Source organism: Peribacillus sp. NJ4 (assembly GCF_030348345.1).
Lineage (GTDB): Bacteria > Bacillota > Bacilli > Bacillales > DSM-1321 > Peribacillus.
In genome coordinates, this window is sequence record NZ_JAUCFQ010000001.1 from 2,431,094 (window position 1) to 2,445,023 (window position 13,930).

Here is a 13,930-nt window from a genome sequence, read left to right on the forward strand (position 1 = left end):
AATGGCTGAAGTAAAAGTACCTGAATTAGCAGAATCAATTTCTGAAGGATCTATTGCGCAATGGTTAAAACAACCCGGTGATCACGTTGAAAAAGGAGAATATGTCCTTGAACTTGAAACGGATAAAGTAAACGTGGAAATCATTTCAGATTATACGGGTACACTTTCGGAACATTTAGCAGAAGAAGGCGATACTGTCCAAGTTGGACAGGCTATCGCTATCGTTGATGAAAATGGATCAGCTGCAGCAGCTCCAAAAGCGGAAGCTCCTAAGGCTGAAGAAGCTAAAGCAGAACCAGCTAAAGCAGAACCAGCATCTCCTGCTAAAGAGGCTCCTAAAGCTGAAACGAAAGAAGCATCATCCACTCAACAAGTTATTGCTTCACCAGCTGCAAGAAAATTGGCTCGTGAAAAAGGAATTGACTTGACTCAAGTGCCTGTAGCCGACCCACTAGGTCGTGTACGTGTACAAGACGTAGAAGCGGCAAGCAATGCACCTGTGGTACCTGCGGCAGCTCCAAAACAAGCTCCTGCAGCTAAACAAGCAGCAGCTCCTGTTGAAGTAAATGATGATCGCATTGAAGTGGTTAAGATGACGCGCCGTCGTCAAACCATTGCCAAACGTCTAGTTCAAGTACAATCCGAAGCAGCCATGCTTACTACTTTTAACGAAGTCGATCTTTCAGCAGTCATGGAATTGCGTAGCCGCCATAAAGATTCTTTCGTGAAAACAAATGATGTAAAACTTGGTTTCATGTCATTCTTCACTAAAGCGGTCATTGGCGCATTGAAAAAATATCCGTTATTGAATGCAGAAATAAAAGGCGACCATATCCTGAAAAAGAACTTTTATGATATCGGTGTTGCCGTATCCACTGATGAAGGTTTAGTCGTTCCGGTGGTAAGGGATGCTGACCGCAAAAGCTTTGCTGAAATCGAAAAGAACATTTCGGATTTAGCTGTTAAAGCGCGGAACAACAAACTAGGACTTTCCGATTTATCTGGTGGTACTTTCACCATCACAAACGGAGGGACTTTCGGTTCCCTATTATCTACGCCAATCTTGAATGCCCCTCAAGTTGGTATCTTGGGCATGCATACAATTAAGACGCGTCCAATCGCTGTTGGAGATCAAATCGAAAACAGACCAATGATGTACCTTGCATTATCTTATGATCACCGTATCGTTGACGGAAAAGAAGCGGTTGGTTTCTTAGTAGCTATCAAAGATATGCTGGAAGATCCAGAACAACTTTTACTTCAAGGATAATAATAATAAAAACCCCATGTCAAATGACATGGGGTTTTTTTGTATGTAGAGGTTTAATTGAAAGGCATATTTTCATAGAACAAAAGATTGGGAGAAATGAAAAGTTTTCAACTCATATATGAATGTTTTTGAAGGTATTTTTGAATGAATTTGAATATTTTTAAACGTTTGTGATTGATTATTACTTCATTTTCATATATGATGATGATATTAAAGTGAGGTGGGCGGATTGTTGACAACAGAAAGACATCAGATCATCTTATCGATCCTTAAAGAACAAGGAACGATAAAGCTGCAGGAGCTGGTAGATCAGTTACAAGCCTCGGAGTCGACCATTCGGAGAGATTTAGTGCAACTCGAAGAAATGAAGCTCTTGAAACGCGTGCATGGCGGGGCCTCTTTACTTCAAAGAAAAGGCCTTGAACCAACAACTATGGAAAAGCAAAACAAAGCGAAAGCCGAAAAACACCTTATAGCAAAGCTGGCGTCTTCATTCATAGAGAAAAATGATTGTATATATCTTGATGCAGGCACGACTACTGCCGAAATGATTCCTTTTTTAAAGGATAAAAATATAACGGTCCTGACAAATGGTCTAATGCATATTCCAAAACTTATCGAATTGGAAATCAAAACAGTGTTAGTGGGCGGAACGATAAAATTCTCGACAAATGCGGTTATAGGAAGCAATGCTGTGCAATTTTTGAATGAATACCGTTTTGATAAATGTTTCTTGGGAATGAACGGCATCCACCAAGAACTGGGTTTCACAACACCCGATCCGGAAGAAGCACTACTGAAAAAGATGGCATTACGCCTGTCCAACGAAACCTACGTACTTGCTGATAGTTCAAAATTGAATGAAGCCACTTTCGCAAAGGTTGCAGATGTAAGCGATGCCATAATCCTGACTGACAGCAATGATGAAGAGGCTGTTGCTCAACTCCATAAAAATCCAAAGGTAAAGGTCGTGACCATTTAATGATTTATACAGTGACACTCAACCCATCCATCGATTATCTGGTCGAGGTGGAGAGTTTTCAAATTGGCAAGGTGAATAGAACCAGTTATGATGCGAAATTCCCTGGAGGGAAAGGGATCAATGTTTCCCGAGTGCTTAAAAGGCTTGGAAATAGTACGACAGCTTTAGGATTCATCGGTGGACAAACAGGTGAATTTGTAAAAAGGTTTTTAAGACAGGAAGAGATTTTCACGGACTTTACAGAGATAGCTGGAGATACAAGAATAAACATTAAATTGAAAACAGGGATGGAGACCGAAATAAATAGCCAAGGGCCAGTCATTTCAAAAGGGAATTATCAACAATTATTTAGTCAGATTGAACAGTTGAATAATAATGATATCCTTATTTTGTCAGGAAGCATCCCTTCAAGCGTTCCTTCGGATGTATACGAAGCCATGGCAAGGTCTTGTTCCCATAACGGCATTAAAGTGGTGGTGGATACGAGTGGCAAGGGATTAATGAATGTCCTTCCACACCAGCCATTTTTAATAAAGCCTAATCACCATGAACTGGGTGAGCTTTTTTCTACCGAAATCAGAACGGTTGATGATGCTAGAGAATATGGCGCTAAATTGATTGAAGCAGGAGCACAAAACGTTATTGTTTCAATGGCAGGACAAGGTGCCGTGCTTTGCTCCGGAAGAGAGTCATATTCCGCAAATGTACCAAAAGGAAATGTCATCAACTCAGTTGGTGCCGGTGATTCCATGGTCGCAGGTTTCATCGGGACATATGAAAAGACAGGGGATATTCTATCAGCTTTCCGCTTCAGTCTTGCAGCAGGAAGTGCTACAGCCTTTTCATCCGATCTCGGTACATTGGATAAAATTGAAGAGTTATTACCGGAAATTGCTATCAATCAACTAACAGGAGGCTGACTCTATGAAAATTACAGACTTGTTAAAATTGGATACAATCATAATCAATCTGCAAAGTGCTACAAAGCAAGCGGTCATTGATGAACTATCAGGGAAGTTAGCCGAGGCAGACAGGTTAAACGATTTGGAGGGTTTCAAAGCGGCCATCTTAAAACGTGAAGAGCAAAGCACAACAGGGATTGGTGAAGGGATAGCCATTCCACACGCAAAAACAAATGCAGTAAGGATACCTGCCATCTGTTTCGGGAAATCGGTCAGTGGTGTGGATTATGAATCGCTGGATGGGCAGCCAGCTCATTTGTTCTTTATGATTGCAGCAAGTGAAGGAGCGAATGCAGATCACTTGGAAACCCTTTCCCGGCTTTCTTCATTACTGATGGATGATAAATTCAGGGCCCGATTGATTTCTGCTTCTTCAGGTGAAGAAGTGTTAGAGATAATCAATCAAAAAGAAATGGAAGCCGATGAAGAAGTAAGAGAAGAGGAGCAAACAAGTAACTCTTCCAGTGACAGTGGTAACAGTAAAGGTAAAATCCTTGCCGTTACAGCCTGCCCAACAGGAATAGCCCATACTTATATGGCTGCTGATGCGTTAAAGGCCAAAGCGAAGGAAATGGGTATCGATTTCAAAGTGGAAACAAATGGTTCCACAGGAATCAAAAATGGTTTAACCGCCGCAGAAATTGATGAGGCGGATGCGATTATCGTTGCAGCTGATAAGCAGGTGGAAATGGATCGTTTTAATGGAAAACATGTCATTATTGTCCCTGTTGCCCATGGGATCCGGAAGACAGAGGAGCTGTTAACAAGAGCCTTGAATCAGGATGCCCCTGTTTACAAAGGAACAGGAAATGATAAAAGTGATGAAGGTGATTCAGCAAAAGGAGGATTGGGGATTTACAAGCACTTAATGAATGGCGTAAGTAATATGCTTCCATTTGTCGTCGGGGGCGGTATCTTGATTGCGCTTTCTTTCTTTTTTGGAATCGAGGCAGCCGATCCGGCAAATCCTGATTATAATCCCATTGCCAAAGCATTAAGTGATATTGGCGGGGGAAATGGTGCCTTCTTCTTGCTTGTCCCTGTACTCGCAGGATTCATTGCTTCAAGTATAGCCGACCGTCCAGGTTTTGCCCCTGGTATGGTAGGGGGATTATTGGCAGCACAGGCTAATGCCGGTTTTCTTGGCGGACTGATAGCCGGTTTCCTTGCAGGTTATGTAGTCTTACTTTTAAGAAAGTTGTTTTCCAAGTTACCGCACACACTCGATGGCATTAAACCAGTTTTACTATATCCTGTATTCGGTATGTTAATTACAGGATTGATCATGATATTTCTAGTAAATGAACCAGTAACCGCAATAAACATGGGACTGACCAATTGGCTGCAGGGGTTATCAGGCACGAACGCAATATTCCTTGGGTTGATCCTTGGGGGTATGATGGCTGTGGATATGGGCGGACCTCTAAATAAGGCAGCATTCACCTTCGGGATTGCAGCCATTGAGGCATCAAGTTTCGGACCGCATGCTGCAGTAATGGCTGGTGGAATGGTTCCTCCTTTAGGAATCGCATTTGCAACTACATTCTTTAAAAGTAAATTCAGTGAAATGGAAAGAAAATCAGGGTTCACTAATTACTTCATGGGTGCTTCATTCATTACAGAGGGAGCCATTCCTTTTGCGGCGGCGGATCCATTACGCGTTATCGTCAGCAGTGTTGTAGGGGCAGCGACAGCAGGAGCCCTGTCAATGGCTTTTAGTGTAACTCTGCCAGCACCGCATGGAGGGATTTTTGTCATCCCCCTTGTCAACCATCCTTTTCGCTATTTGCTGGCCATTTTAATAGGGTCCCTCATTACCGCATTAATATTGGGGTTCTGGAAAAAGAAGCAAAAATAATACTCCTATCTAAAGGCGGGTCCGATTACTGGACCCGCTTTTATTATAACCACTCCAAAATTTCTTTCAGGTTAAAATACGGCTCGCACCAGGTAACCTTTCCACTTCTGTAAATGAAATATGATGTTGTTTAAAGTCTATAAGATTTTTAACTTCAAGCGTTGGATGGGCTTTTCTCGCGTAAATGAACTGATCTCCCGTTCCGACATGAGTTTTTCTGATTTGACTTTAAGGCAGCATGCTTTTCCACTTTCCCGACCATTAGAAACTCAGTGAAAAACTTCCTTGAACGGTCTTCGTTATTTTTGGGAGATGCTAAAATGATCGATTTAAAAATTAAGTCCATCTTTCTTTTCCCCTTTGGTTCCTTCCTTTTATATCCAATATTAAAATGGTAGAATCAATTGCCATCGATGGTTTTGTTTATCATTGATTCTTGAATCGTTTATTAAAGCATGAAAGTAATGTTTATGGGTAAAGGATACTAAAATGAACAAAGGAGTGAATATGCATGCTGAAGAAAAACACCTTAAAAACGACAAAAAGGGATGATATGATTGATGTTACGACTGAAGTACAGGCATTCATCATGGAGAATGGGATTCAAGAGGGCATAGCTCTTATTTATTGTCCACACACGACTGCAGGAATCACGATTAATGAAAATGCAGATCCCGATGTAAAAAAAGATATGCTTAGAAGATTGGATGAGCAATACCCATGGAATCATACATTGGATTTACATATGGAAGGAAATACTGCTGCCCATTTAAAATCAAGTACGGTTGGTTCTTCACAACAGGTGATTATCCACAAAGGGAGCTTAATCCTTGGTACCTGGCAGGGAGTGTATTTTTGTGAATTCGATGGTCCTAGAGAAAGGCAATATTTTATTAAATTATGTGTCGATAGGTAAAATGGCAGGTATAGCAACGATAAAGTGGGAGGAAGCGGATTGGAAGATGTTTGGATTGAAGGAAGCAGAGTAATATTGAGGAATGTTAAACAAGCAGACTTAAAACGTTTATGGAGCCTGAAATATGGAGAAGTCAATCCAGAATGGAAAAAGTGGGATGCACCCTATTTTCCCCTTGAACTCATTGATTTCCAAACGTATATCGATAAAGAAACGAAGCACCGAACCTATGATGAAAAGATGGGGGCTTATTCCGAGCTATTAATGGAAAAAAACGATCAAATAATAGGTTCTGTTGTATATTACTGGGAACATGAACCATCACGTTGGCTGGAAATAGGGATTACGATTTTTGATCCCAAGTATTGGAATGGCGGTTATGGAACAGAAGCGATAATGATGTTCATAGGCTATTTATTCGAAAATCTGGAGATTGAACGGGTCGGACTGACGACTTGGTCAGGTAATGAACGTATGATGGCAGTTGGAGAAAAGGTAGGCATGCAAGTTGAAGGTAGGATGAGAAAATGCCGTTATTATGATGGTCATTATTATGATTCAATCAGAATGGGAATACTACGTGAAGAATGGGAATCTTTAAAATTTCGAAGTTAATTGACCCGTGAAAATTTTTCCTTTATTTCCTTGGAAAAAATTTAGCACTGTTTTCTCCTATATGGTCTGTTATCCTTGGAAGATGCTTAACGAGGAGGTTACAGGATGAAATTATCAGTATTAATAACCGTGATAATGACTCTAAGTGTCATCGTACTTGGGATAGCTTTTCCTAAGGGAACGACCAGTATAGCTTCTGATGGAGCAACCAAACATGTCATTAAACAAGGTGAATCGATATGGGATGTTGCGAAGCAGTATGGTGTCCCAATCAAAAAGTTAAAAGAAGTCAATAATAATGTAAATAATGTTGCCGAGCCTGGTAAAACATTGATTATTCCACATGTAATGAATGAAAAAGATAAAGAATTATTAGCAAGACTTGTGCATGCAGAAGCTAAAGGGGAGCCCTACAGAGGGAAGGTCGAGGTTGCAGGAGTAGTTTTGAATCGCCTTGATAGCAATGAATTCCCTGATACGGTCCGGGAAGTGATATATCAAAAAAATCAATTTTCGCCCGTTGGTGATGGCAGTATAAACAAAGCAGCCGGAAAAGATGCCAAAAAAGCTGTCAATGAAGCCTTGGCGATACATGGCTACACAAATGATGCCTTGTATTTTTGGAATCCTAGCATTTCGGACAGCGAATGGATGAAACAATTGGACGTAATCAAAATCATCGGCGGCCACCATTTTGCCATATAAACGACATGAAAAGAACCGGCTCACCAACTAAGGGAGGCCGGTTTTTTATGTATAAACTTTCCCTTAAACGATATCAGCCCACATCTCACGGGGATTCAGTTCATAAATGCTGTTTTCTCGGTACATGATGCTTCCGATAATCAGTTCACGTCTAATCGTTGCATAATCATCATGGAATGACTGGATGAATTCATTCAGTTCTTTTTCTGGATATTTTCGCCCTTTTTCCAAAAGTCCGGCAATATGATGAAGAACGATCAGTTTCTTTTTTCTCTGTGCTGGTATGGTTTTCAATCGGCCATCTGGTGTCAAGAAGTTTGCAAGGATTTTTTTGTGCTCCATAATCATTTTTTGATTTTCCATTTTATTGGATTCCCCCTTATTTGAAACCATTTTAGGTAATGCTGAAGAATAATGCTCCAGGACATCTTCATTCAAAAAATAATATACCGTATTTTTCTCCCTTCGATCCTTCACTAAATTAATGTCCTTCAATTTCGTTAAATGGTGTGAAATGGTCGGTGCTGTCAATTTTAATATTCCTGCAAGTGCCTGTCCGTGTTTTGGACCGTTTGCCAGAATGGATATAATCCTGATCCTGGTCACATCACCAATCGTTTTGTGGAAAGCGACCAATTTTTCTAATTGCATTATTATCCCTCCTAGTTAGACCACTATCTAATTAGATGATAATCTAATTGGTGGATGATAATCAAGTTTATATTCACTTTTCTATATTGCTTTGAATATTTGATGTATAATTTAGGTTAATGCTAAAAGTTTTTTATCTTAAGGAGCTGTAACATGGCTAATACACATGTTTATACAAAAAAAGAAGAAGTGGTCAATGCGATAACCCACGGTGTCGGTGTTTTGTTGAGTATCGCCGCTCTTGTGTTTTTAATAATCTTCTCAGTCCAAAAAGGTTCGCCTTGGCATGTAGTCATTTCAGTCATTTATGGCGTTTCCATGCTTCTTTTATATGTTTCATCCACTTTAGTGCATAGTTTTCCAGAAGGGAAAACGAAGGATATATTTGAAATCTTTGATCATTCAGCCATATATATATTCATTGCAGGAACATACACGCCCATCATGCTTCTGGTGATTCAAGGATCACTAGGCTGGACACTGCTAGGAATTATTTGGGGAGTTGCAATCATTGGCGTCGTCTTCAAAGCTTTCTATGTGAAAAAGTTCCTTTTCCTTTCGACGATTCTCTATATTGCGATGGGGTGGATGATCGTTATCGTATGGGGCCCGCTCTCGGCAACCTTGCCAACAGCTGGTATCCATTTACTGATTGCAGGGGGCTTGCTTTATACGTTTGGAGCTATCTTTTATGTTTGGCGCGCTTTTCCGTTTCATCACGCCGTTTGGCATGTATTCGTGCTTGGGGGTTCTGTCACTCACTTTTTTGCTGTATTGTTTTATATCCTTCCACTATGATCAATTTTAACGATTCTTTAATTTGGTCGATCTTATGATATCTGAATGTTTGTTGAAGTTTTAAATGACCCCTTTTAGTAAATAAATAAGGTATACAAACTACGAAGGAGGAAAGATCAATGAAAAAATCAATCAAATTTTTATCAGTGCCGTTTGCCACTATGCTTGTTTTGGCTGGCTGCGGGGAAGAAAACGATGAAGTGAAAAACCCGCCGGTTCAGGAAAATGAAAATCAAGCGGAAACAAATCCTGAAACAGGAACTGAAAATAATGAAAAACTGCCTTTCACTTATAAGGATTTTCAATTAGAAGTGGATTATAAGGGCAATGATAACGAATTCGAAGCCGAATATGATACCATGGGAGCTCAAACAGAAGCTTCGATCGAGGACAAGCTAAACAAACATGAAGTTTATGGTGATGAAGCAATGAAAGAATTAACACCGATTTTAGAAAAATTGACATTCACCAAAGATTCAACAGAGGAAGAAGTCATTCAAGAAGTGACAAAAGCTTTTGATTTGAAGGATGACTATCAAGAGTTCGATTTAGAGGTCGTTTTCGATGACGGTACGAAAAAAGAATATAAAGTGAATAATAAGTAACTGAATCATGTTACTATATTCTTTATGGCATATTCATGAGTCTCCTCAATAGTTGTCAAATTACTGTTACTATAGTAAAATGATTACGGTTAGCAAAGGGGATAATATACATTTGCTATTCATATTCGGACTTATGGGGATAGGACCGCAATAAATACTTGCAAAAAAGATTCTTTTTTAAGAGTCTTTTTTTTGTGTGTGCAAGTGTTCGGGAAATTGAATTATGAGGAAAAAGTGAATAGACGAAAGAGAGGGTACCACAAGCGGTACCCTCTCTTTCATTTACCCATCATTGGGAAAGTGTTGCATTTTTCTTTGGCAGCATATTAGCCGATGCTAACCTTGAACGGATAGTAATGCCAAGCCAAGATGCAAGGAATGCCTTTAAAACGCCTACGATTATAAATGGAGCAAAACCGCTGGCAAATGCCACTGTCCATGATAATGAGCTCATATATTTTAACCAAACTGTACCGATAATCAAAGTAAGTATCATCCCAATAATATTTGCAATGAAAGCCATTGCAACTGAGAACCGCGTTTTTTCCAATATCAGACCGGTTATATATACTGTCGGGATATAGGATAATAAATAACCGCCAGTCGGACCGAATATCTTAGCAAGTCCTCCAGACATTTCAGCGAATACTGGTACTCCGGCAGCTCCTATGAACAAGTATAATAAAACGGAAGAGGTTCCATAACGTGAACCCAGTATCGTAGCTGCCAATCCAACAGCTAGAGTCTGTCCTGTAATCGGTACCATGGGCAATGGAATTGTAATTTGGGCAAGTATTCCTATAAGTGCTGCAAATAAGGCTGTAACCATCATCATTCTTAACTTCTCATGACTTTCCTTCATCGTGTTTCCTCCTAATGTAAACCTGGTTATCAAACGAGTTAACATATAAAGAATTCTAATATGTTAAGTAAACACTGTCAATAAATATTATGAATTTTATTTTAATATAGGTCTTAATATGACCAGATTTGTAATAAAAGAAAGAAAAATGGATGAAAGTTTCAAAAGTTGGTAAAAAGATGAAACTTTTTGAATGCGTCATTCGTATGAATGGTAAGTAAAGTAAACGGAGGCGATTATACCCATATAATATCAATATTGTAAAATGCTTATCCTAGGTCCTTAAAGTAGTAAGCGGCTTGGAAAAATCGAATTTAAAGGATGAAAGAGATGGAGTTATTTGGGGTTCCATTAGAAACAGTCTATTTATATGGATTAATTATATTCGGAGGGCTAACATTCTTATTTATCTTGTTTAATGATATTTTTTCTGGCCTTGAATTACCGGATATATTTAATCCAACTCTCATTTTTAGTTTCTTGACCGTGTTTTTTGCGAGTGGTTTTTTGCTTGAATCGCTTTCAGGACTTAATGCTGGATTGAGTGCCGGCATTTCCCTGCTCATTTCATTTACCATCGTCACTTTACTGAATGTATTTGTTTTGATTCCCATCTCATCAGCGGAAGAAAGTTTAACATTCCATGAGAATGACCTGAGAGGGAGGGTTGGTAGGGTTCTGACATCAATCCCGGTTGACGGGTTTGGTGAAGTCCTTATTGAAAGCATCAGTGGCAGCATTGCGAAAACTGCGGCGAGTTATAAGAATGAAGGAATTGTTTCGGATACAAAGGTCTTGATCATTGAAGTTAAAAACGGGGTTGTCTATGTTTTGCCCCATCAGGATTAAAAAAGGGTAGGAGGAAGATTATGTTTAATTTGATTTGGGTTGTTGTCGCCATTGTTGCATTTTTACTTATCGCACTTATCGCTGTCTTTGTTACGAAATACCGAACGGCTGGTCCTGATGAAGCATTGATTGTGACCGGAAGCTACTTAGGCAGCAAAAATGTTCACATCGATGAATCAGGAAATAAAATTAAAATCGTCCGCGGCGGAGGTGCTTTCGTACTGCCGGTGTTCCAGCAAGCGGAACCATTGAGCTTGCTGTCAAGCAAACTAGAGGTCTCGACTCCTGAAGTATATACAGAACAGGGTGTTCCTGTCATGGCCGATGGTGTGTCGATAATCAAGATTGGCAGTTCGATCACCGATATCGCCACAGCGGCAGAACAATTCCTTGGTAAATCCAAAGATGACCGTGAGCAGGAAGCACGGGAAGTCTTAGAGGGACATCTTCGTTCCATCCTTGGTTCGATGACAGTCGAGGAAATTTATAAAAATCGTGAAAAGTTTTCCCAGGAAGTACAGAGGGTAGCTTCACAGGATTTAGCTAAGATGGGACTCATAATCGTATCATTCACCATTAAAGATGTCCGGGATAAGAACGGATATCTTGAATCGCTTGGTAAGCCGAGGATTGCGCAAGTGAAAAGGGATGCCGATATAGCAACCGCCGATGCAGAGAAAGAAACGCGAATCAAGCGAGCCGAAGCTTCGAAGGAAGCCCAGCGTGCCGAACTTGAAAGGGCGACTGAAATAGCCGAGGCCGAAAAAATCAACAAGCTAAAGGTTGCGGAGTTCCGGCGTGAGCAGGATATTGCCAAGGCACGAGCCGACCAAGCTTACGATCTTGAAACGGCCAGATCTAAACAGGATGTAACGGAACAGGAAATGCAAATCAGGATCATCGAACGGCAGAAGCAAATTGAGCTGGAGGAAAAAGAAATCCTTCGCCGTGAAAAGCAATACGATTCAGAAGTGAAGAAAAAGGCGGATGCCGACCGTTATGCGGTGGAGCAAGCAGCCTCAGCTAACAAGATGAAACAGATTACAGAAGCGGATGCCGATAAATATAAAATAGAAGCAATGGCGAAAGCGGAAGCGGAACGTGTTCGCATGGACGGTCTTGCTAAAGCGGACGCACAAAGGGCACAAGGTACGACAGAAGCGGAGATTATCCGGTTAAAAGGGGTAGCAGAGGCAGAAGCGAAGCAAAAGATCGCTGAAGCTTTTGAACAGTTCGGTCAAGCAGCTGTAATGGACATGATTTTGAAAATGCTACCGGAGTATGCTAAACAAGTGGCAAGCCCGCTTAGTAATATCGACAAAATTACTGTAGTGGATACCGGTGGAAGCGGTGTGAGTGGAGGGGCTAATAAAGTAACTGGATATGCAACGGATTTAATGGCAACATTGCAGGAGTCATTAAAGGCGTCTTCAGGCATTGATGTCAAAGACTTACTTGAAAATTTCTCGGGAAAGAGAAATTTACCATTTTCAACCATAAGTCAGGAGAATGTCGAAGCGAACATGAATATGGCAGCAGGCAAGGAAGAGTAAAAGGTAATTCATACTGTTCATCACATAAAATAAAAGCTGGTGCAAAAGACAAATAAATATTTAAATAACATAAATAATATTGAAGATTTGACCATTAAGAGCAATAGGGCCAAATCATACAAGAAGAAGCAACAGATATACAATCTGTTGCTTCTTCTTGTTGAAGCGCTTTGACATTTATTCTGTGAACTCTATTGAATATTCATAGTTGTTGCCGTTTGGTATTGTAGCGAAAACAGAAAGCCGACTGCCGTTTACAATGGGGCCTTTCCCATCTTCAAAGTCGATTCTCATACTCATTGAGGATGACGGGTCAATGCTAGCTAAAACTCCCAACTCAGCTAAGTCCTCTGGAGAGTAGGTTTGGAGAACAGAACTATCAGAATCATAAACTTTCACACTATCTATAGCGACTGTTTCTTTGGCATAATTGACGAGTTCGAAAGGATCCGGCGTACTTTATATCTAGAAAGACAAATTTTAAATGTGGTCGGTGGTGACCCCCAAAAATATTACCATTTCCTAGCCTATTCTGATTTTCCTAAAATATTCTAATGTTCAAACTTTCACAAATTGTTCACATCAATAATGAAAACGCTTACGATTTTCATTGTATAATATACATATCTTAACTGATTTCATAGTATTGCACCAAGTATCATACAATTTTAATAAATTATTGAATAGACAGAAAGGAGATAATCAGATGATCTTGAAATCGTTGAAAAAAAAGGGCATAACGACCATCATTTATTATAAAGAAGGAGTATTAAAAACATGTAAGGGTCAATTGCATAAACTTAACCTTAATGAACAAACCCTTTCCTTAAAGGATGAAAATCAAAAGATTTCCTCTATTCGTTTATCTCGTATTATGGAAATATATTAACTTAATTACTTTCATTTAACTAATTAAAGTTACAATATATTTATTAATCCCGAATCTTTAGTATATTACTAGAGGTTCTTTTTTCATATATGGAAAGCTAAAGGGTCGTTTAGCATTCCTGTAGTTAGTAATTTTTCAGTTTTGAAAAAAATAGGGCTCCTCATTTCCGGATTGATAAATATAGTTTTATTCTTTGTAGATGGTAGTATCCTTTCTTGAATAGACAGTCTCTTATATTTTTCAATGCTTCTTCACTATGGTTTACGAAATAAAATCTTCTGTGGATTAATCAGTATTGATACATAACAAATTTATATTTTTAAGATTCAATTTTAGGTTTAATTTCTCCCAGCAACACTTGGGTTTAATGGATACTCCATACCATATATAAATTCTTTAATTTCTCTCGTAATAT

16 protein-coding genes are annotated in these 13,930 nt (G+C 39.5%); 12 read left to right on the forward strand and 4 right to left on the reverse strand.

Annotated features, from left to right (window positions below):
* Position 1: 1 nt before the first annotated feature.
* From odhB to QUF94_RS12235, 4 genes are all read left to right on the forward strand, one after another.
* On the forward strand, positions 2 to 1,270 hold the full coding sequence (gene odhB, locus QUF94_RS12220; protein WP_289316094.1) for a 2-oxoglutarate dehydrogenase complex dihydrolipoyllysine-residue succinyltransferase: 1,269 nt from the start codon (positions 2 to 4) through the stop codon (positions 1,268 to 1,270).
* 229 nt (positions 1,271 to 1,499) lie between these two features.
* The gene (locus tag QUF94_RS12225; protein WP_289316095.1) at positions 1,500 to 2,252 is read left to right on the forward strand and encodes a DeoR/GlpR family DNA-binding transcription regulator; all 753 of its coding nucleotides are present in this window, start codon (positions 1,500 to 1,502) and stop codon (positions 2,250 to 2,252) included.
* Positions 2,252 to 3,172, forward strand: coding sequence for a 1-phosphofructokinase (gene pfkB, locus QUF94_RS12230; protein ID WP_289316096.1), 921 nt, complete (start codon positions 2,252 to 2,254; stop codon positions 3,170 to 3,172). The genes QUF94_RS12225 and pfkB overlap by 1 nt, the downstream gene beginning before the upstream one ends.
* Before the next feature lie 4 nt (positions 3,173 to 3,176).
* A complete protein-coding gene (locus QUF94_RS12235) occupies positions 3,177 to 5,072 on the forward strand; it encodes a PTS fructose transporter subunit IIABC (protein WP_289316097.1) in 1,896 nt (631 codons plus the stop codon).
* A 154-nt stretch (positions 5,073 to 5,226) separates the two neighbouring features.
* Here the strand turns inward: QUF94_RS12235 and QUF94_RS12240 are convergent, their stop codons facing one another.
* Positions 5,227 to 5,418, reverse strand: a complete 192-nt coding sequence (locus QUF94_RS12240) for a hypothetical protein (RefSeq protein WP_289316098.1) — start codon at positions 5,416 to 5,418, stop codon at positions 5,227 to 5,229.
* 165 nt (positions 5,419 to 5,583) lie between these two features.
* On the opposite strand from QUF94_RS12240, the gene QUF94_RS12245 reads away from it, so the two are divergent.
* From QUF94_RS12245 to QUF94_RS12255, 3 genes are all read left to right on the forward strand, one after another.
* Positions 5,584 to 5,988: a secondary thiamine-phosphate synthase enzyme YjbQ gene (locus QUF94_RS12245; protein ID WP_289316099.1), complete on the forward strand. Its 405-nt coding sequence runs from the start codon at positions 5,584 to 5,586 to the stop codon at positions 5,986 to 5,988.
* Positions 5,989 to 6,027: 39 nt separating this feature from the next.
* Positions 6,028 to 6,603, forward strand: coding sequence for a GNAT family N-acetyltransferase (locus QUF94_RS12250; RefSeq protein ID WP_289316100.1), 576 nt, complete (start codon positions 6,028 to 6,030; stop codon positions 6,601 to 6,603).
* A 105-nt stretch (positions 6,604 to 6,708) separates the two neighbouring features.
* Positions 6,709 to 7,308 (forward strand): cell wall hydrolase, encoded by a 600-nt coding sequence (locus QUF94_RS12255; RefSeq protein ID WP_289316101.1) that lies wholly within the window; start codon positions 6,709 to 6,711, stop codon positions 7,306 to 7,308.
* 63 nt (positions 7,309 to 7,371) lie between these two features.
* On the opposite strand, the gene QUF94_RS12260 is transcribed toward QUF94_RS12255, so the two are convergent.
* Entirely contained in the window at positions 7,372 to 7,959 is a 588-nt protein-coding gene (locus tag QUF94_RS12260; protein ID WP_289316102.1) for a DUF2087 domain-containing protein, read from the reverse strand.
* Between the two features lie 153 nt (positions 7,960 to 8,112).
* Here QUF94_RS12260 and trhA point away from each other — a divergent pair, with 153 nt between their 5' ends.
* Together trhA and QUF94_RS12270 are read left to right on the forward strand one after the other, a co-directional pair.
* Positions 8,113 to 8,757, forward strand: coding sequence for a PAQR family membrane homeostasis protein TrhA (trhA, locus tag QUF94_RS12265; RefSeq protein ID WP_289316103.1), 645 nt, complete (start codon positions 8,113 to 8,115; stop codon positions 8,755 to 8,757).
* A 119-nt stretch (positions 8,758 to 8,876) separates the two neighbouring features.
* The gene (locus QUF94_RS12270) at positions 8,877 to 9,362 is read left to right on the forward strand and encodes a YusW family protein (protein WP_289316104.1); all 486 of its coding nucleotides are present in this window, start codon (positions 8,877 to 8,879) and stop codon (positions 9,360 to 9,362) included.
* Positions 9,363 to 9,651: 289 nt separating this feature from the next.
* Here the strand turns inward: QUF94_RS12270 and QUF94_RS12275 are convergent, their stop codons facing one another.
* The gene (locus QUF94_RS12275) at positions 9,652 to 10,224 is read right to left on the reverse strand and encodes a biotin transporter BioY (RefSeq protein ID WP_289316105.1); all 573 of its coding nucleotides are present in this window, start codon (positions 10,222 to 10,224) and stop codon (positions 9,652 to 9,654) included.
* 330 nt (positions 10,225 to 10,554) lie between these two features.
* Between QUF94_RS12275 and QUF94_RS12280 the strand changes: the two genes are divergently transcribed.
* Both QUF94_RS12280 and QUF94_RS12285 read left to right on the forward strand, forming a co-directional pair.
* Positions 10,555 to 11,073, forward strand: coding sequence for an NfeD family membrane protein (locus QUF94_RS12280; protein WP_289316106.1), 519 nt, complete (start codon positions 10,555 to 10,557; stop codon positions 11,071 to 11,073).
* A gap of 20 nt (positions 11,074 to 11,093) precedes the next feature.
* Positions 11,094 to 12,626 carry a flotillin lipid rafts scaffold protein FloT gene (locus tag QUF94_RS12285; RefSeq protein WP_289316107.1) on the forward strand — a complete coding sequence of 511 codons (1,533 nt, stop codon included), beginning with the start codon at positions 11,094 to 11,096 and terminating at the stop codon, positions 12,624 to 12,626.
* A gap of 177 nt (positions 12,627 to 12,803) precedes the next feature.
* Here QUF94_RS12285 and QUF94_RS12290 read toward each other — a convergent pair whose 3' ends face one another.
* Positions 12,804 to 12,926, reverse strand: coding sequence for a hypothetical protein (locus QUF94_RS12290; RefSeq protein ID WP_289316108.1), 123 nt, complete (start codon positions 12,924 to 12,926; stop codon positions 12,804 to 12,806).
* A 406-nt stretch (positions 12,927 to 13,332) separates the two neighbouring features.
* Here QUF94_RS12290 and QUF94_RS12295 point away from each other — a divergent pair, with 406 nt between their 5' ends.
* Positions 13,333 to 13,515 (forward strand): YolD-like family protein, encoded by a 183-nt coding sequence (locus QUF94_RS12295; protein ID WP_137020992.1) that lies wholly within the window; start codon positions 13,333 to 13,335, stop codon positions 13,513 to 13,515.
* Positions 13,516 to 13,930: the final 415 nt, after the last annotated feature.